We start from the raw sequence: 21,485 nt of genomic DNA on the forward strand, positions 1-21,485 counted from the left end.
CGAATCGGCGTCATGGCCGCCGCGGGCTCGCGACGTCCCCGTCATGGGCATGTGCTGGCCCCTTTCATCGGTACGTGGACATGGGCCGTACCTGAGGGCCTCAAGTCCCACGAGAGAGACTCCGGGACCGGCCCCGCGCAGACCAGTACGATGTCCGCTGAATGGATATCTTCCTGCGCGCAGTACATCCACCGGCAGGAGAAGCGCGAAGGCGGGAGCCCCGTCGTCGCGGTACATCGCGGTAAGAGGAGTCGAAACGGCCAACAGCAGCGACCGTGGCCGCACGGTCACCTCGCGAGCCCTGGCGATCCTGGGCGCATTCACGCCGGAACGCCCGGAGCTGACACTCGCCCAGATATGCCGGCTCACCGGCCTCCGCCACGCCACCGCCCACCGGCTGGCCGGCGAACTGACGGCCTGGGGAGCACTGGAACGCATCCCGAGCGGCACCTACGTCATCGGCCTGCGCCTGTGGGAGCTGGGTGCGCTCAACCCCCGAGGGCTGCCGTTGCGCGTCCGGGCCATGCCCATCATGGAAGACCTGCATGCCGCCACACAGCAGCACGTCCAACTGGCCGTCCTCGATGGCACCGACGCCCTCGTCGTCGAACGGATCTCCGCGGCAGGAGCAGTTCCGGTGGTCTCCGGGGTCGGCGGACGATTGCCCCTGCACGCGTCCGCCGTCGGCCAGGTGCTGCTGGCCCACGCCGGCGAGGAGCTTTTCACCGGGCTCGTACGGGACGGCCTGACCGGCCTCACGCCCAGGACCATCACCGACCCGGCCGCACTGCGTGTGGCGTTGGCGGAATGCCGGCGGACCGGCGCCGCCATCGTGCGCGAGGAGATGAGCCCGGACGCCTACTCGGTGGCGGCGCCGGTCACCGACTCGACCGGCCGCGTGGTCGCGGCCCTGTCCGTGGTGGGCGCCGACGCCCGAACCCATCTGCTGGTGCCCGCGGTCGTGCTGGCCGGCCGCGGTATTTCCCGGGGCCTTGGGTCTGGCACCGAGACGTGAGGCACTCGGCCAGTAGCCGGACCACGGCCGTCAGGTCTTTCTCGGCGTTGGCCGCCAATCGCCAGGGCAACCGCGTTGATCTCCGGAGCCGACGGTTGCGAGGGGAACTGCTCAACGGGTCTGAGTGACCTTACATAGACGGCAGATGTGCATACACTCGCGCCGATCACCAGAGGGAGAGCCGCACCTGCGCGGAGCTGACCGCCTCACTAACGGGCGTTTCCTGCACTCAACCCTTTACAGGCCCGTCATAGTGTGCACACTTAGCGGTGCAAGACGAGTTACGGACGAAGCAGCCAGGACATCGAGGAGAGCCGCCGTCCTGGCGTGAGCCAAGGCACTCAGCCGCCTGGCGGCCCGCACAAGAGTCACCTCTGCCGATCCAGGCAGGCACGCCTTCAGCCTCCGCGCACCCGAAGCGAGAGAACCCTCAGCGAGAAAGCACAGCCATGTGAGAGGAATTGTCATGCACGAAAACAGTCACAGAGGAAGCCGTGGCGATGCCACCTGGCCTCCGGTGACACTGCTGGTCCTCGCAATCTGTGGCATCACCGTCGTTTCCGATGGCTATGACGTGGTCATCTACGGAGCGGTGATTCCGTCCCTCCTCCACGAACCGGGGTGGGGCCTGACTCCCGCCGGTGCAGGTCTGATCGGTTCCTTCGCCCTGATCGGGATGCTCATAGGAGCTACGACCGTCGGCACGCTCACCGACACACTGGGCCGACGCAGGATGCTGATCGGCTGCCTGGCCTGGTTCTCGGTGATGACAGGCCTGTGCGCGACGGCCACCTCCCCCGAGGTGTTCGGCCTCTTCCGGTTCCTCGCCGGCCTCGGCCTCGGCGGCGTGCTGCCGACAGCGAGCGCACTCACCGGTGAGTACTCACATCCCAGAACACGCAACCTGGTCTTCGCGATCCTCTTCAGCGGCTTCCCCGTCGGCGGCATCATCGCCGCTCTCACCGGAATCTTCGTGATTCCACGGTTCGGCTGGCAGGCGATGTTCCTGCTCGGTCTCCTCCCGCTTCTCCTGGTCGTGCCGCTGGCCCTCAAGCTTCTGCCCGAGTCGATCGCGTTCCTCCGGGTGAAGGGGCGGCACGCCGAGGCAGAGAAGATCGCCGACCGCTGGAACGTCACCCTGGACGACGAGCAGAAGGGCGTACCGGCGTCGGAGCAACACCAGTCCGGCACCGACTCAGGCAGCATGTCGTCGGTGAAGGCTCTCTTCTCGCGCAGCTATGTCCGGGCGACCCTGTGCTTCCTGGCGATGACCTGCCTGTGTCTGTTCATGATCTACGGATTCAACACCTGGCTCCCGGAGATCATGCGTCGCGCCGGCCACTCCTCGGGCTCCGCGCTCGGCTTCCTGCTCGTGTTCAACCTCGGAGCTGTCGTCGGCACCCTCGTCATCTCCCTGGCAGCCGATCGACTCGGCTCCAAGCCGATCATCACCACGACATTTCTCGTGTCCAGCGTGGCGGTGATACTGCTCAGCCTGCGGCTGCCCACGACGGTGCTGTACGCGGCCGTGGCGCTGGGCGGTGTCGGTGCGATGGGGACGCAGACGTTCGTCCTCGCCTATGTCTCCAAGCACTATCCGGTACGCATGGGCGCCACGGCGATGGGCTGGACGCTGGGCTTCGGCCGCCTCGGGTCGATGCTCGCCCCGCCGCTGCTCGGGCTCATCATCGGCGCGGGGCTGGCGTTCCAGTGGAACTTCTACGCGCTCGCCGTACCCGGTCTCATCGGCGCCGTGCTGATCGGGCTGGTTCCTCGTGCACCGGAAGTGGAAGCTCCGGCAGGTGACGCGGGTGCGGGTGGGGCGGCGCGCCCCCTCGCGGAGCAGACATGAGGCACGCAGTGAGGTGACGCCCGCGCAGCCGCATGCTCATGCTCGACACCGACGGGACACCGGAAACAGGGTCCCTGGTCGAGTGATCTCCTGAGGAACGTGCATGAGGGCAGGGCCTCCCGGTAGCTCCGGTTGAGAACGAACCGGGCTTCTGGAGGCCCTGCCGCCTCGTTCCACACGCTCTGCGATGCTCCGGGCGCGGCCCCAACGGCACGGCCGAGGCTGACCGTTGCCGCACGCGGGCGCGATGCCACGCGCCCGATGCCGAGCCGGCCGTCCTACTTGATGCGGATTTCGGCGAGCTGGAGCCGGTAGCGGGTGGATTCGTCGGAGGCCGGCCTGCCGAGCCTGGTGGCGCGCAGGCGCAGGTAGCGGCCGGTGGCGGAGGTGAGCGTGTAGGTCTGGGCGGCTCCGCCCGGGTTGGACTGGCTGGTGACGGTGCGGACGGTGGTGTAGGAGGCGGCGCCTTCCGCACGGGTCTGCAGGGTGAAGTCGACGGGGAAGCCCGCGGTGCCACCACCGGCCCCACCGGTGTCGGTGCGCGGGTCGAGGGTGACGGAGCCGATCGACCGGTCGGCCCCGAGGTCGACCTCGATCCACACGGGCGTGCCGCTGATGTCGGCGGAGGAGAAGTCGATGCTGGTGAAGCCCTTGGCACCGGTGACGCTGCTGGTGGTGCCGTCCAGCACCCGGGCCTTGCCCCAGTCGCCGTTCTCGACGGTGTAGTTGCTGGTGACGGTGGTCGCGGCGGTGGGGACGGTCAGTTCGGCGAGTTGGAGGCGGTACTTGCTGGTTTCATCGGACGCGGGGGTTCCGAGCTTGGTCGCCTCGAGGCGCACATAGCGGGCGGTGGTCGTCCTGAACCCGTACGTCTGCACCAGCCCGCCCGGATTCGGCTGGGCCGTGACCGTGCGGACGGTGGTGTACGTGCTGGAGCCGTCGGCGCGGGTCTTGAGGGTGAAGTCGACGGGGAAGCCCGCGGTGCCACCACCCGCCGCCGGGGTGTCGGTACGGGGGAAGAGCCGTACGGCGTCGATGTCGGTGTCGGCGCCGAGGTCGATCTCCACCCACACGGGGTTCGCACTGACGTCGGCGGAGGCGAACTCGTTGCTGGTGTAGCCCCTCGCGCCGGTCACGCCGGTGAGCGTGCCGTCGGTGAGCCGGTTCTTGCCCCAGTTGCTGTTCTCCAGGCTGTTGTTGCTGGTGACCGGCCTGCCCAGGGCGAGGTTGTCGAGACGGCCGACGCCGGTGGCAGTGAACGTCCAACTGCCTGGCTGGACGGTGAAGTACACGTACGAGGAGTCCCTGCTCTCGTACGCCAGGCCGCCGACGCTGCCGGTGGAGGAGCCGCCGGTGAAGACCGTGGTGCCGTTCGCCCTGATGACGGGCTGGGAACCACCGTAGGTGGGCACGCCGACGCGGGCCGTCGTCCCGCTCGGCGAGGTGAGCGTCACGGTCACCTGGGTGCCGTCGCGCACGATGCCGAAGCGGATGTCGCCCTTGACGGTGGGCACAACCGTGTTGATCTTCGTGAGGGTGCCCGTCTGCGGGATCACCTCGTACGTCGTCCAGCCGGGCTGGGTGGGGCGGACACCGGCGGCGTAGGCGGACAGGGCGTACAGCGGGCCGCCGTTCCAGGCATGGTTGTCCGTGCCGTCGGCCTTGGTCCACAGCTCCCACAGCGTGTGGCAGGCGGGGTCGGCGACCTGGGCGGCGAAGCGGTTGCGCATCCGCTCCTCCGCGACGGTGGCCGCGCCCATCAAGTACAGCGCCTCCAGGACGTAGAACTCCATGTAAGGGCTGGCGTTGAGGTGGGTGCGCAGCACCTCGGTGATCCCCCGGTAGCGGGATGCGGGAGCCAGACCGGCGACCACCGCGAGGCCGTTGGCGCGGTCGTCGGTGTCGCGGGTGTAGCCGGGTGAGCGGTACTCGTTCTGCGAGGCGTTCCACAGCACGCGGTCGAAGTTGGCCTTGATGCTGTCGCGCTGGGCCTTCCATCCGGCCACGTCGCCGCTGTTGCCGCTGAGGTCGGCGAGCTTGGCGGCGGTGTCCAGGGCCAGGTAGTACCAGCAGTTGTCGAGGACGCGGGCGTCGATGTTGGAGCCCCAGTCCTCCCAGTCCCAGTCGCCGGCGCGATGCCTGACCAGGCCGTCGCCGTCCAGACTCCACAGGTTCAGGTATTTCTTCACGGCCGGATAAGCACCGGTGACGGCGCTCGCGTTGCCGGTGTAGAGGTAGTACGTCCAGAACGACCACACCGATGCCAGCATCTGGGTGGGCAGTTCGGCGGTCCAGATCACCGACGGTATCGGGGAGTACAGCGCCCCGCTGTCCTTCTGCCAGGACGCCAGCTGGGAGATGGCCTTCTTGCCCAGTGCCTGGGAGCGGGTGTCGAAGGTGTAGAAGCCTTCCTTGAGCTGGTTGACCACATCGCCCCACCACTGGGCGCGTTCGCGGGTGGGGCAGTCCATGTAGTTGTCCCGCATGTTGACGTACATCGTGCGCGCGGCCTTGCCCCAGAGTGTGTCCATGAAGGCGTCGCTGCTGCTGAACGACCCGGCGAAATCGGTGTCGTAGCCGCTCTCCCGGTACTTCAGCTCCAGGATGGTCACGCCCGTCGGGATCGTGTACCGCACGGCCGTTCCGCTCATCCAGCCCAGCGACTCGAACTCCTGGACGCCGCCGGTGCAGACGTAGGTGGCACGCACGTTGTAGCCGGTCCCGGGCTCGATCCCGGTCAGGTTGGCGCCGTCGTCATGATGGTCGGTCTGAATGCCGATCACCGCACCTGCCGGAGCGTCCACCTTCAGAAACGGGGTGACTTGGAGGTTGGACGGGAGCGTGGCGGAGATGGCGGTGGAGCCCTGTCCGGTGGACGGCAGCGAGGCGGCGTTGGTGTAGGACTTCAATCCGGAGTAGCGGAACAGCGGGACCGGCCGCTCGACGAGGTTGTTCCAGGGCGCGACGCCTGCGGCACCGAAATCGGTCGGCGCCGTCCAGCCGCTGTCGTTGAAGCCGGGAGACCGCCAGCCCGACATGACGGTGGCGCTGCGGGCGTCGTAGTGGACGTTGGACTCGGGCAGCCGGAAGTTGGCCTGCGTACCGCTCGTGTTGTGTGAGTAGCCCGGGTGGACGGTGTGCTTCCAGCTGGTGTCGCTGACCAGCCGGCTGGTCGTCGAGCCGGTCAGGATGTCGGACTGGAACAGCAGGCCGCCCTTGCCACTGCTGTTGTGCGAGAAGCCCTGCTTGCCGAAGTACCACACCAGCAGCGCGACCGTGTTGCTTCCGCTGGTCAGGTACGGGGCGAGGTCGATCTCGTCGTAGTAGGTGTCCGTGCGGTTGGGCCCGCGCTTGAGCCCGCCCTCGAAGACCACCAGCGTGCCGTTCACCCACAGCCAGTACTTGGAGTCGGCCGCGATCCGCGTCACGGCCTTCGTCGGGGTGGACGCGAGGGTGAACGATCTGCGGAAGGCCACCCACTGATTCGTCGTGCTGGAAGGCGCCCAGATCCACTTCGCGGCCCAGGAGACCGCGGCGGACGCCGTCGGCGCAAGGCCGGGAAGGGCAAGGGAACCCAGGGTCGGAGCGAGGGCCACGGCTATGGCGGAGCGCAGGGCGGACCGGCGGGAGACGTGCTGCATCGAGGGAGCCTTCCCAGAGTGCGGTGGAGGAGCGGGCCAGTTGAGGACATGGCGGGGCGAGTGGAGCCGGGGCGGACGCACGAGCCACGGCGCGGAAGGCACCGGGCCCGCTTTGCTTTCTGAGCTGGGCCGGCCCGCCTCGCAAGAGGTGTCGAGTCACCTGGTGGATGTAGGCGAGCCTCGACGGAGGAGCGATCATATTGAATCGATTCAATCGTGTAGGTGCAGGCGCGATCCTGAGCCCTCGGCAAGGCCATGTCAATATTCCGCACACGAATCCGCACACGAAAAAGGCAACGTTCCCGTCGGTCGCCCCGCAGCCCCTCCGCTCACACACCGGTACTGAGGCAGTGAGCCGCTCCCGGTTCGCTGGACGGTGTCAGGGATGTGTTCGGCGTCGGCCCCGCCAGGAGCAGACTGGCGTTCCCCTGACCGGTACGGCGACGCTGAGCACCGCACCGGAGTTCGCGGTCGGGTTCTTCACCCCGTGCCGGGCCGTGGTGACGAAGAGGCGGTTGTCGCTGGGGTCCAGGCACACCGAGGTGGGGTGCGGGGCGGGCACGGTCAGGGTGTGGAGCAGGCGGCTGTCGGGGTGGTACCGGCGGACTGTGCCGGCGCCCCATATCGCAACCCACAGACAGCCCTCGTCGTCGACGGTCATTCCGTCGGGGCTGCCTTCATCACCGCGCAGTTGGGCGAAGGTCTCCGGGCCGGAGAGGCCGCCCGAGACGGGGTCGACCCGGCAGCGGAGGATGGTGCCGGCGGCCGAGTCGGCGAGGTACATGGTCGTGCCGTCGGCGGTGAAGGCGGGCCCGTTGGCGATGGTCAGGCCGTCGAGGACACGTACAACCGTGCCGTCGGGATCCGTTCGGTAGAGCGAGCCCGCGCCGTGGGTGCCGTCGTAGGCCATGCTGCCGGCCCAGAAGCGGCCGGCGGGGTCCGCGACGCCGTCGTTCATCCGGCTGGGGAGCGGGGTGCGGTCCTCGGGGCGGTCCAGCCATTCGAGTGTGCCGTCGGCGGTGAGCAGCGCGATGCCGGTCCCCGCGGCGGCGATCCAGGTGTCCGGCCGGTCGTCCACCGGCGCGACGGCACCCGACGGAACGTCAAGTCGGGCCAGTTGGCGCGGAGCCGCCGGTCCGGTGTCGTCGCGAAGTTCGAAGAGCCGGCCGCTGAGGATGTCGACGTACACGTACCGGCCCTCCACCCAGCGGCCGCCCTCGGCGAGTTCGTACCCTCCGTCTACGACGAGCGCCATCGGCACTGCCGTGGATGTCATGATCAATCTCCTGGTTCAGCGAAGGGTCGTACCGTCCGGCTGGTCGAACAGGCCGAGTTCGTCCTGCGCCGGAAGGCCCTCCCAGTCGCCCCGGGTGGCAACGGCGAAGGCCGCGGTGGTGACGGCTCGGTGCAGACGGGAGGGGAGGTCCGCGCCGTTGAGGAGTCCGGACAGGTATCCCGCCACGAAGGCGTCGCCCGCGCCGACCAGATCGACGGCGTCGACCGGTCGCGCCGCGCAGTCGGTTGCCCCGTCGGCGGTGAAGCTGGTCGCGCCGCGTGCGCCACGCTTGATGACCACCTCTCCGACGCCTGCGGCCAAGACGCTGTGCACGGCCTCGGATTCCCCTGCGCCGGGTCGTTCCAGCACCAGCGGCAGCTCGTCCTCGGAGGCAATGAGCAGGTCGGTGTGAGCCAGCATCGGCCGGAGGGTCGTGCGGGCGTGGTCAGAAGTCCACAGCCGGGAGCGGTAGTTGACATCGAGGCATACGGTGATGCCGGCGTCGCGAGCGGTCGTGGCGGCGGCCAGGACGGCTTCGGCCGCCGACGGACCGAGTGCCGGCGTGATGCCGGTCAGGTGCAGGACGCGGGTTCCCGAAGCCAGCGCCGGCAGCACGTCGGCCGGTGAGACGGCCGAACCCGCCGAACCGGCTCGGTAGTAGCTGACGCGCGTGAGCGTGCCCAGGCGTGGTTCGGTCAGCAGCAGCCCCGTGGGCCGGCCGGTGTCGTCGGTGACCGCGTGCTCGGTGTCGATGCCTTCGGCCCGGAGCGTACGCAGTACCAGCGCGCCGAGTTCGTCCGCACCGACCCGGCCGGCCCAGCGCACCCGGTGTCCGAGCCGGGCGAGCCCGATGGCGACGTTGGACTCGGCTCCCGCCACGGACAGCCCGAGACTGCCGCCCAGCCGGAGCGCCCCGTTGGCCCGCAGCGCCGCCATCGTCTCGCCGAAGGTCACCACGTCGGGCGGGTCCTGGCGGTCCGGTGTCGTCACGGCGCCTCACCCGCGATCACCCGGCGGAACTCGGCTGCTCGGACGCGGAGTTGGTCCAGGTCGCCGCCGTCGGCCGCGTCGCCGACGAGTGGCGATCCGACGCCGACGGCGGTGGCGCCCCGGTCCAGGTATGCGCGGGCAGCGGCCGCGTCCACTCCGCCGACGGGCACGAAGGGCACCTCGGGGAACGGGTCGCGCAGGGCCCGCAGATAGCCGGGCCCGCCGAGCGAACCGGGAAAGAGTTTGATCGCGTCGGCGCCCCGTGCGAGGGCGAGTTCGATCTCGCTCGGCGTCAGGGCGCCCATCAGCACAGGTATGCCGTACGGCTCCAGCCCGTCGACCAGCGCCGGGGTGACGAGATATGACGCACCGGCGTCCACGGCGCGGGCGGCGTCCGCGGCCGAGCGCACGGTTCCGGCGCCGACCAGTGCGTCGGGGCCCAGTTCGGTACGCGCCTGCCTGATCACTGTCAGGGCGTCGGCGGTGGTCAGCGAGACCTCGATGGCCGCAATGCCCTCCTCGGCCAGAGTTCGTACGGTGCGCAGTGCCGCGGCGGGATCCTTGCCGCGGACGATCGCCAGCAGGCGGTGGGCTCGGAGCGATTCCACCAAGTTCATGGGAGCGGGCTCTCCTTGGGCGTGGGGTGCGGGGGCCTGACGGTGACTCACCACTCGGTGAACGCCCCGTCCGCTCCCCGCCATACGGGGTTGCGCCAGCGGTGTCCGGTCTCGGCTGCGTGGCGTACTGCCTTCTCGTCGATCTCGACGCCGAGACCCGGGCGGGAGCCGGCGACGGCGTAGCCGCCATCGAAACGGAAGGGTTCGGGATCCATCACGTACTCCAGCAGGTCGCACTGCTGGTTGTAGTGGATGCCCATGCTCTGTTCCTGGATGAGGAAGTTCGGTACCGCGAAGGCGATCTGCAGGCTGGCGGCCAGGGCGATCGGGCCGAGGGGGCAGTGGGGGGCCATGGCGACGTCGTACGTCTCGGCCATGGCCGCGATGCGGCGGACCTCGGAGATGCCGCCGGCGTGCGACAGGTCGGGTTGGGCGACGGCGATGCCGCTGGTCATGACTTCGCGGAAGTCCCAGCGGGAGTAGAGGCGTTCGCCGGTTGCGAGCGGAATGCTCGTGGACTCCACCAGGCTGCGCAGGTGGCCCGAGTGTTCCGGCAGAACGGGTTCTTCGACGAACAGCGGGTGCAGTGGTTCCAGCAGGGGCAGCAGGCGGCGTGACATGGCGGTGGAGACGCGACCGTGGAAATCGACGGCGATGTCCCGCTCGTCGCCGAGCACTTCGCGGACGGCCGCGACGCGTTCGACGACCTGGGCGGTACGTGCCGGGGTGTCGATCGGGGCGAGTTCGGCCGAGGCGTTCATCTTGACGGCGGTGAAGCCCGCCTTCACCTGTTCCTCGGCGAGTTCGGCCACGTCGCTGGGGCGGTCTCCGCCGATCCAGGCGTACATCCGGACGCGGTCGCGTACGGGGCCGCCGAGGAGGCGGTGCACCGGGACGCCGTAGGTCTTGCCGGCGATGTCCCACAGTGCCTGGTCGATGCCGGCGACGGCGCTGGAGAGGATGGGTCCGCCGCGGTAGAAGCCGCCCTTCGTGAGTACCTGCCAGTGGTCCTCGATGCGCAGTGGGTCCCGGCCGATGACGTAGTCGGCCAGTTCGTGGACCGCCGCGCGCACGGTTTCGGCGCGGCCCTCGATCACGGGCTCGCCCCAGCCGGTGATTCCCTCGTCTGTGGCGATGCGCAGGAACAGCCAGCGCGGAGCGACGAGGAATGTCTCAAGTCCCGTTATTTTCAAGGAGCTTCCTTCGGCAGCGTATCGTTCGCGGCGTCGTCCTGGTCTTCCCGCGCCCGTACGGCCGCCAGGTCGTCGGACGCCTGCGCCAGGAGTGACTCGACGGCGGCCACGGCGGCGTCCGGATCGCCCGCTTCGACCGCGTCCAGCAGTTCCTGGTGCACGGGGATGGAGTCGGAGAAGTGCCGGGCGCCGTGCACGATCCGGTCGCGCACGCGCAGACCGGCCTCGATGACGACCTCCATGCGGCTCAGCAGTTCGTTGTGCGCGGCGTCCAAAAGGGCGCGGTGGAAGGCCAGGTCCGCCTCGACCATCGCGTCCGCGTCCGTCCCCGCCGCCGCCATCGCGCCGAGCGCCTGCCGCATCGCGTCCAGATCGGATGCGGTACGGCGGGCCGCGGCGAGCCGGGCTCCGGCGGGCTCGACTATCGCGCGGACCTCGGCGAGGTCCTCCAGGAAGGCATCGGTCGGAGCGCTGCTGCCCTGCCAGCGCAGCAGATCGCTGTCGAGCAGGTTCCAGTCGGCGCGGGGCCGGATGGTCGTACCGCGCTTCTGCTTCGACTCGAGCAGGCCCTTGGACGCGAGCACCCGCATCGCCTCGCGCACCACGGTCTTGCTGACACCGAGCTCTGTCTCGAACTTGATCGGGTCCACCACGGAGCCCGGGGGGTAGTCGCCGCGGATGATGCGTCGGCCCAGCTCCTCCACGGCCTGGCCGTGCAGCCCCTTACCGGGATGGGTCACCACGTTCTCCGTTTCCGCTCTGGTCCTGTTCGCGAATGCCGCGCACGGCCCTCAGCATGGTGCGCGCCGCTCACGAGGACTCCTTCATGACGCTCCATCCTCCATCGACCACGAGGTTCGCTCCGGTCACATAGGAGGCGTCCGCCGATGCCAGGAAGGCTACGGCGGCGGCCACCTCCTCCGGCTGCCCGAACCGCTTCGCCGCCGTGGCCGCCACGCTGCGCGCCCGGTCGGACTCCGGGATTCCGTCCCAGGCGGCGGTGAGGATGGGGCCGGGCAGCACCGTGTTGACCCGGATGTCCGGCCCGTACTCGACGGCCAACTGCCGCCCCAGCGCGCACAGCGCGCCCTTCGCGGCGGCATAGGCGGCATGGCCCGGCAGGCCGATGACCGCGTGCACCGAGGAGGTGAGGACGACGGACCCCGAGGCCTCGCGCAGCATGGCCGCGAAGGTCTTCATGGCCCGCCAGGCCGGCTTGAGCAGCACGGCCATCTGGCCGTCCCACTCGGCCTCGCTCAGTTCGTGGGCGGGCTTGTTCAACTGGGCGAAGGCGTTGCTGTGCAGCACGTCCAGCCGCCCGTGGCGCTCGTCGACGTGGTGGGCCAGGTTCTCCCAGTCGCCGGCCGAAGTCACGTCGCACCGTACGTACTCCGCGCGTCCTCCGCCGGCCTCGATATCTGCGGCGACCGTCTTGCCGGCGGTGTCGTCCACGTCCGTGACCACGACCGTCGCGCCTTCGGCCGCGAATCTGCGAGCCGTGGCCGCGCCGATTCCGTGCGCGCCGCCGGTGATCACCGCCACGCGCCCCGTCATCCTGAGGCATTCCGTCATCGTGTCGCCTCTCCCCTCTGCTGCCTGCATCCAGCATAGCTCTTTCAATTAATAATGAATATATCTTGACGGGGCGGTGATGACGCTCCGAGACTGACCGCCATGCAACAGGCAGATTCAGTAGCGATGGACGCCCGGCGGCACCTTCGCCCGGCCGGGATCGCCTTCGGCGGCGACTACAACCCCGAGCAATGGCCCGAGGAGGTGTGGGCCGAGGACGTCGCGCTGATGAAGGAAGCAGGCGTCTCCATGGTGACGGCCGGGATCTTCTCCTGGGCCAAGGTGGAACCGAGGCCCGGTGAGTACGACTTCACCTGGTTCGACCGGGTCATGGACAACCTCGCCGGGGCGGGTGTGGCCGTATGCCTGGCCACCATGACGGCGTCCCCGCCACCGTGGCTGTCCCGGCTGCACCCCGAGATCCTCCCCGAGACCGCCGACGGCCGCCGGATGTGGCCCGGCGGACGCCAGCACTACTGCCCTTCCAGCCGCGTCTACCGCGAGCACGCCACGCGCCTGGTCGAGCGACTGGCCAACCGGTACGCCGACCACCCCGCGCTGGAGATGTGGCACATCGGCAACGAGTACGGCTGTCACACTCCGATGTGCTGGTGCGAGGAGTCGGCGGCCGACTTCCGGCGCTGGCTGTCCGAGCGGTACGGCGACATCGAGGCACTCAACGACGCCTGGTCGACGGCCTTTTGGGCACAGCACTACGACAGCTTCGAGGAGGTGCTGCCGCCGCGGCTCGCGCCGACCTTCCCCAACCCCGCGCAGCAGCTCGACTTCGCGCGGTTCTCCGACGACGCGCTGCTGCAGTGCTGCCTGACGGAGAAGGAGGTCCTGCGGCGGATCACCCCGGACGTCCCCGTCACGACCAACTTCATCGGCGTGCACAAGCCCGTCGACGCCTTCCGGTGGGCCGCCGAGGAGGACGTCGTCTCGGTCGACGTCTACCAGGACCCGCACGACGAGAACACGCACGTCTCGGCGGGGTTCATCTTCGACGTCACCCGGTCCGCCCGCTCCGGTCAACCGTGGATGCTGCTGGAGCAGGCCCCCAGCGCGGTGAACTGGCGCGAACGCAACGGGCCCAAACCGCCGGGACGGATGCGGCTGTGGAGCTGGCAGGCGGTCGCCCAGGGCGCGGACGCGGTCCTGTACTTCCAGTGGCGCCAGTCCCGGGGCGGCGCCGAGAAGTACCACTCGGCAATGGTCCCGCACGGCGGCACCGGCACCCGCACCTTCCGTGAAGTGCGCGAGCTGGGCCGCGAGTTGGCCTCCGTGCCGCAGATCGCCGGCACACGGTCAACCGCCGAGGTCGCCCTCGTGCTGGACTGGAACAGCTGGTGGGCGCTGGAGCTGGACTCGCACCCGTCCACCGCGCTGGACCAGATGGAGATCGCGCTCGCCCACCACCGGCCGCTGTTCGAAGCCGGCATCGCCTGCGACGTCGTACCCCCCGACCGGGACCTGTCCGGCTACCGCCTCGTCGTCGTGCCCAACCTGTACCTGCTGAAGGAACGGGACGCCGAACGCCTCACCGAGTTCGTACGCGGCGGTGGTCATCTGCTCGTGTCGTTCTTCTCCGGCATCGTCGACGACTGCGACCGGGTGCACCTGGGCGGATACCCCGCTCCGCTGCGCGAGGTACTGGGCCTGCGCGTCGAGGAGTTCTGGCCGCTGGCGGAGAAGGAGACGGTGGACGTCCGGCACCCGGACGGCACGGTCGGCAGCGCCGACCTGTGGTCGGAGGTCGTCGTCCCCGAAGGGGCTCAGCCTGTGGCCGACTTCGCCTCCGGGCCGCTGGCAGGGCAGCCGGCCGTCACCCGCCACTCCTTCGGCGAGGGGAACGCCTGGTACGTAGCGACGCGTCTCGCGCCGGAGGCCATGCGGGCCCTGACGGAGGACGTGTGCCGTACGGCGTCCGTCGGTCCCGTGCTTCCCGGGCTTCCGGAGCGCGTCCAGGCAACCGCGCGCGAGGGCGACCGCGGACGGTTCGTCTTCCTGCTGAACCACGGTCACGAAGAGGTGGAGATCAGGCTCCCCGAACCGATGACCGACGCCTTGGCCCAAGGGATGACTCCCACCGACCGCATCACGCTGCCGGGAGCCGGAGTAGCCGTACTGGTCGAGCCCTAGGCAACCGATCGAGCCGTACAACAAGCAACACAAGGGACGTACATGAATACCTCACCACCCTCGCGGAGGTCTGTGCTCGGGTGGGGGGTCGGGGCACTCGCCGCGCTCCCGGCCCTCACCGCCTGCGGCCAGAGTGTCGGAGCCGCCCGCACGACCCGGCAGGAACCCACACGCCCCGGCCAGAAGGTCAAGCTGGTCTTCTGGACCTGGGTGCCGATGCAGAAGACCGTCGACCTGTGGAACCGCACGCACCCCGACATCCAGGTCGAGATGCAGACCATCCCCCAGAACGTGACGGGCGGCTACCAGAAGATGCACGCCTCGCTGACGGCCGGGAACCCGCCCGACCTGGCCCAGGTCGAGTACCACGAGCTGCCCAGCTTCATGCTGGTCAACGGTCTGACGAACCTGAGCGAGTACGGCGCCGACGAACTGCGCGACAGTTATGTGCCGTGGCAGTGGCAGCAGGGCGTCCTCGACAGCAAGGTCTACACCGTCCCTCAGGCGTCCGGCCCGATGGGACTCTTCTACCGCCGGGACCTCTTCGCGAAATGGGGCATCGGAACGCCCACCACCTGGGCCGAGTTCGAGGAGGCTGCCCGTGTGGTCAAGGCCCGCGGCAACGGGGCCAGGCTGTGCGCGTTCGCGCCCAACCAGCCCAGCTGGTTCGCCGCGATGTGCTGGCAGCGCGGCGCACGGTGGGTGCGCACAAAGGGCGACACCTGGGTCGTCGACATGGACAACGATCTCTCCCGCGAGGTCGCGGAGTACTGGGAGAGGATGGTCCGCGACGACCTCGTCTTCGTCGAACCCGACATGTCCAACGCCTGGTACAAGCATGTCCAGACCGGACAGATCTCCGCCTGGATCGGTCCGCAGTGGGGCGACGCCCTGCTACGCGGCAACGCGCCGGGCACCGCGGGAAAGTGGCGGGTCGCCCTGCTGCCCCAGTGGAAGGCGGGACAGAAGGCCTCCGCCAACTGGGGCGGATCGTCCACCGCGATCCTGCAGGGCACCCGGCACCCGCGCGAGGCGCTGCAGTTCGCGCACTGGATCAACACCGACCGCCGAGCCGTCGACCTGAACATCTCCGTCGGCTACGGCTGGCCCGCCGCCACCGGCATCTTCCGCGGATCGGCACTCGACAAGCCCGACCCGTTCTTCGGCGGGCAGCGCTACAACGACGTGTTCACGGTGTCCGACCGGGCGATCGACACCTCATGGAAGTGGTCGCCCACCACGGACGCCGACTTCGCCCAGCTCCAGGACGCCTTCGGCGCCGCCATCGACGGAGAAGGCAGCCTCGCCGGTGCGCTGGCCGACGCCCAGAAAAGCACCGTGGACAACCTGCGGGCGAAGGGCCTGAAGGCAAGGAGCGCGCGATGAGCACCACGATCAACCGGACGAAGAAGTCCGCACCGGGCAGCCGGCGCTCAGCTCGCCCCGACCGGGCGGCATGGGGGTTCCTGCTCCCCTTCGTCGCCCTCTTCCTGTTCACCTTCGTTCTTCCCCTCGGCTACGCGGTCTACCAGAGTCTGCTCACACCGGCCCGCTCGGGCGCGCTGGGCCTGGGCCCGGCCACCCTCGGCTTCGCCGGACTGGACAACTACGCCCTCGCCCTTCAGCAGTCGGCCTTCCTGGAGAGCTTCGCGCGGGTGCTGCTCTTCGGCGTGGTGCAGATCCCGGTGATGCTGCTGCTGTCCACCGCGCTGGCTCTGGCGCTCGACACGCTCTCCGACCGCTGGGCGGGCGTCCTTCGTGCCGCCTACTTCCTGCCGTACGGCGTTCCGGGCGTCATCGCCTCGATCCTGTGGGGCTTTCTGTACGTACCGGGTGTGAGCCCGATCGTCGACCTGTTCGGCAGAATCGGGCTCGCGCCCGACTTCCTCGGCTACGACAGCGTGCTGTGGTCGATCGCCAACATCGTCATCTGGGAGTTCGCCGGCTACAACATGCTGGTGATCGTCGCCCAGCTCAAGGCGATCCCCCAGGAGCTCTACGAGGCCGCCCGCATCGACGGGGCCAGTGCGTGGCAGACGGCGATGCGGATCAAGCTGCCGCTCGCCCGGCCGGCCCTGGTCCTCACCGGCGTGTTCTCCATCATCGGAACGCTGCAGTTGTTCGCCGAACCACTGGTCATCAAGCCGCTGACCCCGGCAGTCACCAACTCGTACACACCGAACCTGAGCGCGTACAACGAAGCGTTCGCCAACAACAACATCTACCTCGCCGCAGCCGAGTCGGTGATCCTCGCCCTCGTCGCGAGCGTGCTGTCCTTCGGCTTCCTCAGCCTGGTGAACCGCAGGGAAGGAAGGGATGCACGGTGAGCGTGTCCACACCCCCCACGAAGAAGCCGGTGGCCGCCTCCGTCCACGCTTCACGTGCCGCCGGAGAACGCCGTGCCGGCAGACCGCACCGTCGCGTGAAGCCCTCGCGGATCCTGCTGGTCGCCCTGCTCACCGTCGCGGCGCTCTACTTCCTGCTGCCCGTCTACTGGCTGGTGGTGGCCTCCACCAAGAGCAGCGCCGACCTCTTCGGCACCTTCGGACTGTGGTTCTCCGACCCACAGTGGCTGGACAACCTGTCGAAGGTCTTCTCCTACGGCGACGGCATCTTCTGGAGCTGGACCTGGAACAGCGTCCTGTACGCGGGGGTGGGCGGTGCGCTGGCCACCCTGCTCGCGTGCGCCGCCGGATACGCCCTCGCCGTGTACCGCTTCCGCGGGCGGGAGCGGGTCTTCAAGGTCGTACTCGCCGGTGTGCTGCTCCCCAGTACCGCGCTCGCACTGCCGCTGTACCTGCTGTTCAGCAAGGTGGGCCTGGCCAACACCTACTGGGCAGTCCTGATTCCCAGCATCGTCAGCCCGTTCGGGGTGTATCTGTGCCGGATCTACGCCGAGGCCGCGGTACCGGCCGAGATGCTGGAGGCGGCCCGCGTCGACGGCGCCGGCGAGTGGCGGATCTTCGGCACCCTCGTGCTGCGCACGATGACGCCCGCGCTGGTGACCGTCTTCCTCTTCCAGTTCGTCGGCATCTGGAACAACTACTTCCTGCCGCTGGTCATGCTCTCGGACGACCGCAAGTACCCGATCACCCTGGGCCTGACGACCTGGCAGGCGGCGGCCAACCGCATTCCCGAGCTCAACCAGCTCACGGTGGGCGGAGCGTTCCTCTCGATCCTCCCGCTGGCCGCCGCGATGCTCATTCTCCAGCGCTACTGGCGCTCCGGCCTGACCCAGGGAAGCGTCAAGGGCTGACCCACACCGGTGGCGCGTGTCCGGTGCGGGACTCCCGGACACGCGCCACCGTCCGATCACATCGCTTATGTCGCCCTCGGGTTGGCCGCCTTCCGGAACCTCTCGTGGACGAGCTTGGGCCGCTGCTCGGCGAAGGTGAGCAGGCCCATGACGGAGATGCCGTTGTGGTCCTGGTTGTACCCGGCACGTTGCTTGTAGTCCTTGAGGACCCAGTACGTGAAGCCCGCGACGAACTCGCTGCGCTCGGCCACCTGGTTCCAGTGGGCGGTGAATCCGGCCGCCTGCCACTCCTCGGTGCCCTCAGTGGTACTCGAGCCGTGGTTGCCGGCCTCCGACCAGGTGCCGTTCTCCGTGATCAGGATCGGCTTGCCGGGATACTTCGCGTGCACCGCGTCCAGCGCCGGGCCGAGGTCGGAGTCCTTGCCGTAGAAGTAGCCGAAGTACTCGTTGAAGCCGATCACGTCGGCGAGGTCGAAGGCAGGGTCGTTGCTGGTGTTGGAGGCCCAGGTCACGGGGCGGGCGGTGAGGTCGACCGCGTTCACGGCCGCCTTGAGACCGGCGAGCCAGGCTCGGTAGACCGGAGCGCCGTCGGCGTCGATCTCCGACTCGTTCTGCAGCCCCCAGAGGATCACCGACGGGTGGTTGTGCTGGTTCCACGCCATGGTCAGGGCCTGCGCCCGGGCGAGGCCGTAGCGGTCCGTCTGCAGCTTCTCCTGGGCGGTGTTGAGCCACGTGGTGTCGATGTCGTCCATCACCAGCACGCCGTGCTCGTCCGCCCAGTCATAGACGTACGGGTGACGGTTGTAGACGCAGTTACGGACGAAGTTGACGCCCAGTGCCGTGAAGTGGCCCAGTTCCCGGTCGTACTCGGCGGGCGTCATCGCCCTGCCGTGCGCGGCCGTCTCCTCGTGCCAGTTGAGCCCCTTGAGGAACAGAGGCTTGTTGTTCAACCTCAACTGCGCGTCACCGACGGCCAGTTCACGCACGCCGTAGGCAGTGGACAGCGTGTCGACCCGCGGGCCTGAGGGCTTCCTGGCGGTCAGTGTGGCGCGGGCGGTGAGTGTGTGCGGCGAGGCCGGGCTCCATCGGGGGGCGTCGGGTACGCGGACCGAGACGCGTACGACGCCTGCCGATCGGGCCGCGATGCGGGCCTCGACCACGATGGGCCCGCCGCCACTCCCCCGGCCGGGATCCAGTGTGAGCCGGCCGTGGAAGTCGGAGGCACCGTGGTTCTCGACGACCGCGCGTGCATCAAGGTGCCCGTTCGCGCCGGCCACGAGCAGTTTGGCGATGGTGACCTGCGGAACCGCCTCGATCCAGGCCGATCGGGTCAGACCCGCGTAGGGCCAGTAGTCGACGGGCTTGTACGGGATCTCACGGTCGTCGGTGACCGGCTGCGGAGTCGGGGCCGTGTAGTCGGTGTAGCTCGCCCGGCGGAAGACACGTACGGCGATCGTCTGGCGCGTGCCCGGCCGGAGCGCCCCGGCCACCGGAAGCGCGAAGGGCGAGTTGGCCCCCTCGTGCTTGCCGAGATGCACGCCGTCGAGCCAGACCTCGGCGCTGTAGCCGGCGGCCAGGAAGGCGATGCGCACGTGCCGGGCACGCCAGGATCCGGGAACGTCGACGACGGTGCGGTACCAGGCGTAGCCGTCGGCGAATGCCGTGCCCTTGCCGAAGGGGGCGGTCTCCGAGCCGAATCCGGGCGTGTCCAGCAGGTCCCAGGCCGCCGGGACGTCGATGAGGCCCCACGCCCGGTCGTCGTGGTGCGGGGACTGCCAGCCTTCGCCGAGCCCTCGGTTGCCGGCATCGAAGCGGAAGCGCCACTTCCTGTCCAGGGACAGGTACTCGCGGGTCGGCTCACGGGTGCGCCAGCCGTCGAAGGCCGGGAGCACCGTGCCGTACTGGAAGACGACGCTGGTGCCGCCGACGTCACGCACATGGGTGCCGGAGGGCTCGGTGGCCGGGTGCGTGTCGAGCACCGGGCCGTCCGCGGCGGCCGTGGCCGTACCGTCCGCTGCTCGCGCCGTTTCCGGCCAGGCCGGCAGAGCGACGACGCCGGCGGCTCCGAGTGCCGTGACGACGGTACGCCGGGACGGATGGATGGGCTCGGTCATGGCAGATGACTCCTCGAGGCACGCGCGGGTTCGTTCGCCCCAAGAGCCTGGACAGCCCCACCGACCCCGTCAAGGGATTATTCATAAATAATGAATTGAGCTAGCGTGGCCTCATGACCGCACAGCAGCAAGCCACTTCAAGCGAGCCCACGGGTCGACTCGCCATCACCCTGTGGGACTTCAGCTGGTACACGCAGGCAGGACCCGGCGAGCCCTTCGCCGACCTCGACCACGCCTTCGCCGAGGCCGTGGAGCGGGGCTTCAACACCGTGCGCATCTGTGCGATGCCCTTCCTGCTGTTCTCCGGACGCGTCCACGCCCCGGAGTCTCTCCATGTCCGCGGCCTGGGCGAAGAGTTCGGACAGCGCACCCGCTGGTACAACGTGCGCGGCGGCTATCCGCTGGACGGCCGCCGACGGCTCGTCGAGCTGTTCGAGGCGGCCGCCCGGCACGACTGCCGGGTGATCGTCTCCTCGTGGGAGTACCAGCAGTCCCCCAGCTTCGCCGACACCGACGCCTGGCACCGCGCCCTGGCCGCGGTTCCGGGCCCGGACCGCGCCGAGGCGGTGGCCGAAGCGCTCGCCGGACTGCTGGACTTCCTCACCGAGCGCGGACTGGCCGACCGCGTCGCCTACGTCGAAGTGCACAACGAGGTCGACAACTGCTCCCTGATACCGGACGACGGCACCACCCACTACGCCCGGCTGCGCGGGCCCCTCGACCGCGCCGTGAAGCTGCTGCGGGCACGCCACCCCGGCATCCCCGTCACCTATTCGCTCGGTGAGCCATGGCCGAACGAACTCGACGACCTGCCGGAGCAGGCGCAGATCGCGCACTTCCACTTCTACGTCTACGGCGTGCTCGGCGCGCTGTACGAGGCGGTGGGACTCGGCCACGGCACCGAACCGGCGCCCCGGACGGCGACTTGGCCCACCCCCGAACTGGCCCGCATGCTGCGCCCCGACGCGCCCGCCTTCGCCGACTACCAGCCGGACGAACCCTGGCGGCTGGCCGCCACCGGGATACCGCGCGAACTGTTCTACGCGCACGACTGGGTGGAGCCCGACCGCTGGGACCTGTGGCTCTACGAGAACTACGCGGCGCACCGCCAGGCCATGCGGGAGACGCTGGCCCAGTGGGTCGACTCCGTCGCCGGCTTCGCCCGTCGCCGCGGCACCCCTGCCGTCCTCGGCGAAGGCGTGGTGGGCTACACCCCTCTTCTGACGCGCTTCGAGGAGGACGCCGTCGGCAAGGACATCGCGGAGTTCGTCGTCGACCGCTGCCTCGCGGCGGGTTTCCACGGCGTCGTCCCGACCTCCAACGCGGCCCCCCACCACCCCATGTGGCACACCGACCGGGACTGGATGCGGCGGGTGAACGCCCGTATCACCGCGGGCTGAAACGCGACCCAGCCTCGAACAGCAGCTCGAACTGCTCCCATGGCCTGGCCAAGGCGGATGCCCTTTGCACCGATAGCGGCGGCCTCGGCCTCGCCCTCGATGCGTACGGCGTCGGCGAGCGCGGCACGGTGGGCCTTCTCGCCCTCACCGGCCCGGCGCGCTTCCCGGGGCCAACCGCCCTCGAACGAGCCTGTTCCTAAGGGAAGTTCACGCCGGCCCATGACGCTTGGTAGGAGGCGGCGGCCACCGCCCATGGCGAGCGGGACGGCACCCGGCTCTGATCGAGGTCCTGAGCGGCATGACACGTGAAAGCCCCGGCTGGACGGGGGAGACCAGCCGGGGCCGTGTGGGGTGACGTGCGGAGGGCGGTCGCCTCTCGGCGAAAGGCTCCACAGGGCTTCAGCCGAACGATCGTCC

Annotated in this window: 15 protein-coding genes and 1 pseudogene; 8 read left to right on the plus strand and 8 right to left on the minus strand. The window is 69.3% G+C overall.

The window, feature by feature from the left end; translation table 11 throughout:
• Window positions 1-49: 49 nt before the first annotated feature.
• The 3 genes and pseudogenes from ACGFNK_RS19110 to ACGFNK_RS19120 all read left to right on the plus strand — a co-directional run.
• A pseudogene (locus tag ACGFNK_RS19110) lies at window positions 50-436 on the plus strand (helix-turn-helix domain-containing protein); the annotation flags it as partial.
• Window positions 437-532: 96 nt separating this feature from the next.
• On the plus strand, window positions 533-1,015 hold the full coding sequence (locus ACGFNK_RS19115) for an IclR family transcriptional regulator (protein ID WP_393417686.1): 483 nt from the start codon (window positions 533-535) through the stop codon (window positions 1,013-1,015).
• 466 nt (window positions 1,016-1,481) lie between these two features.
• Window positions 1,482-2,867 carry an MFS transporter gene (locus tag ACGFNK_RS19120; protein ID WP_393417259.1) on the plus strand — a complete coding sequence of 462 codons (1,386 nt, stop codon included), beginning with the start codon at window positions 1,482-1,484 and terminating at the stop codon, window positions 2,865-2,867.
• Window positions 2,868-3,145: 278 nt separating this feature from the next.
• Here the strand turns inward: ACGFNK_RS19120 and ACGFNK_RS19125 are convergent, their stop codons facing one another.
• From ACGFNK_RS19125 to ACGFNK_RS19155, 7 genes are all read right to left on the minus strand, one after another.
• Window positions 3,146-6,508, minus strand: a complete 3,363-nt coding sequence (locus ACGFNK_RS19125; protein WP_393417261.1) for a discoidin domain-containing protein — start codon at window positions 6,506-6,508, stop codon at window positions 3,146-3,148.
• A 379-nt stretch (window positions 6,509-6,887) separates the two neighbouring features.
• The gene (locus tag ACGFNK_RS19130; RefSeq protein WP_393417263.1) at window positions 6,888-7,784 is read right to left on the minus strand and encodes an SMP-30/gluconolactonase/LRE family protein; all 897 of its coding nucleotides are present in this window, start codon (window positions 7,782-7,784) and stop codon (window positions 6,888-6,890) included.
• 15 nt (window positions 7,785-7,799) lie between these two features.
• Entirely contained in the window at window positions 7,800-8,720 is a 921-nt protein-coding gene (locus ACGFNK_RS19135) for a sugar kinase (RefSeq protein WP_393417688.1), read from the minus strand.
• Between the two features lie 50 nt (window positions 8,721-8,770).
• Complete coding sequence (locus ACGFNK_RS19140) at window positions 8,771-9,391, minus strand: bifunctional 4-hydroxy-2-oxoglutarate aldolase/2-dehydro-3-deoxy-phosphogluconate aldolase (RefSeq protein ID WP_393417265.1); 621 nt, start codon at window positions 9,389-9,391, stop codon at window positions 8,771-8,773.
• 47 nt (window positions 9,392-9,438) lie between these two features.
• Window positions 9,439-10,584 carry a galactonate dehydratase gene (gene dgoD, locus ACGFNK_RS19145; protein ID WP_393417267.1) on the minus strand — a complete coding sequence of 382 codons (1,146 nt, stop codon included), beginning with the start codon at window positions 10,582-10,584 and terminating at the stop codon, window positions 9,439-9,441.
• Window positions 10,581-11,327: a FadR/GntR family transcriptional regulator gene (locus tag ACGFNK_RS19150; RefSeq protein WP_393417269.1), complete on the minus strand. Its 747-nt coding sequence runs from the start codon at window positions 11,325-11,327 to the stop codon at window positions 10,581-10,583. Before ACGFNK_RS19150 ends, dgoD begins: the two co-directional genes overlap by 4 nt.
• 67 nt (window positions 11,328-11,394) lie before the next feature.
• Window positions 11,395-12,138, minus strand: a complete 744-nt coding sequence (locus ACGFNK_RS19155; protein ID WP_393417271.1) for an SDR family NAD(P)-dependent oxidoreductase — start codon at window positions 12,136-12,138, stop codon at window positions 11,395-11,397.
• A 120-nt stretch (window positions 12,139-12,258) separates the two neighbouring features.
• On the opposite strand from ACGFNK_RS19155, the gene ACGFNK_RS19160 reads away from it, so the two are divergent.
• From ACGFNK_RS19160 to ACGFNK_RS19175, 4 genes are read left to right on the plus strand one after another with little or no spacing between them, the layout of a single operon-like run.
• Window positions 12,259-14,298 (plus strand): beta-galactosidase, encoded by a 2,040-nt coding sequence (locus ACGFNK_RS19160; protein WP_393417273.1) that lies wholly within the window; start codon window positions 12,259-12,261, stop codon window positions 14,296-14,298.
• A 42-nt stretch (window positions 14,299-14,340) separates the two neighbouring features.
• Window positions 14,341-15,684 (plus strand): ABC transporter substrate-binding protein, encoded by a 1,344-nt coding sequence (locus ACGFNK_RS19165; RefSeq protein WP_393417274.1) that lies wholly within the window; start codon window positions 14,341-14,343, stop codon window positions 15,682-15,684.
• Window positions 15,681-16,625, plus strand: coding sequence for a carbohydrate ABC transporter permease (locus ACGFNK_RS19170; protein WP_393417275.1), 945 nt, complete (start codon window positions 15,681-15,683; stop codon window positions 16,623-16,625). The genes ACGFNK_RS19165 and ACGFNK_RS19170 overlap by 4 nt, the downstream gene beginning before the upstream one ends.
• Window positions 16,622-17,554: a carbohydrate ABC transporter permease gene (locus ACGFNK_RS19175; RefSeq protein WP_393417277.1), complete on the plus strand. Its 933-nt coding sequence runs from the start codon at window positions 16,622-16,624 to the stop codon at window positions 17,552-17,554. Before ACGFNK_RS19170 ends, ACGFNK_RS19175 begins: the two co-directional genes overlap by 4 nt.
• Before the next feature lie 65 nt (window positions 17,555-17,619).
• On the opposite strand, the gene ACGFNK_RS19180 is transcribed toward ACGFNK_RS19175, so the two are convergent.
• Window positions 17,620-19,668: a glycoside hydrolase family 2 protein gene (locus tag ACGFNK_RS19180; protein WP_393417279.1), complete on the minus strand. Its 2,049-nt coding sequence runs from the start codon at window positions 19,666-19,668 to the stop codon at window positions 17,620-17,622.
• Between the two features lie 113 nt (window positions 19,669-19,781).
• On the opposite strand from ACGFNK_RS19180, the gene ACGFNK_RS19185 reads away from it, so the two are divergent.
• On the plus strand, window positions 19,782-21,068 hold the full coding sequence (locus tag ACGFNK_RS19185; protein ID WP_393417281.1) for a cellulase-like family protein: 1,287 nt from the start codon (window positions 19,782-19,784) through the stop codon (window positions 21,066-21,068).
• Window positions 21,069-21,485 lie beyond the last annotated feature (417 nt).

Origin of the sequence: Streptomyces sp. NPDC048825 (assembly GCF_043198355.1) — a bacterium.
Lineage (GTDB): Bacteria > Actinomycetota > Actinomycetes > Streptomycetales > Streptomycetaceae > Streptomyces > Streptomyces xiangluensis.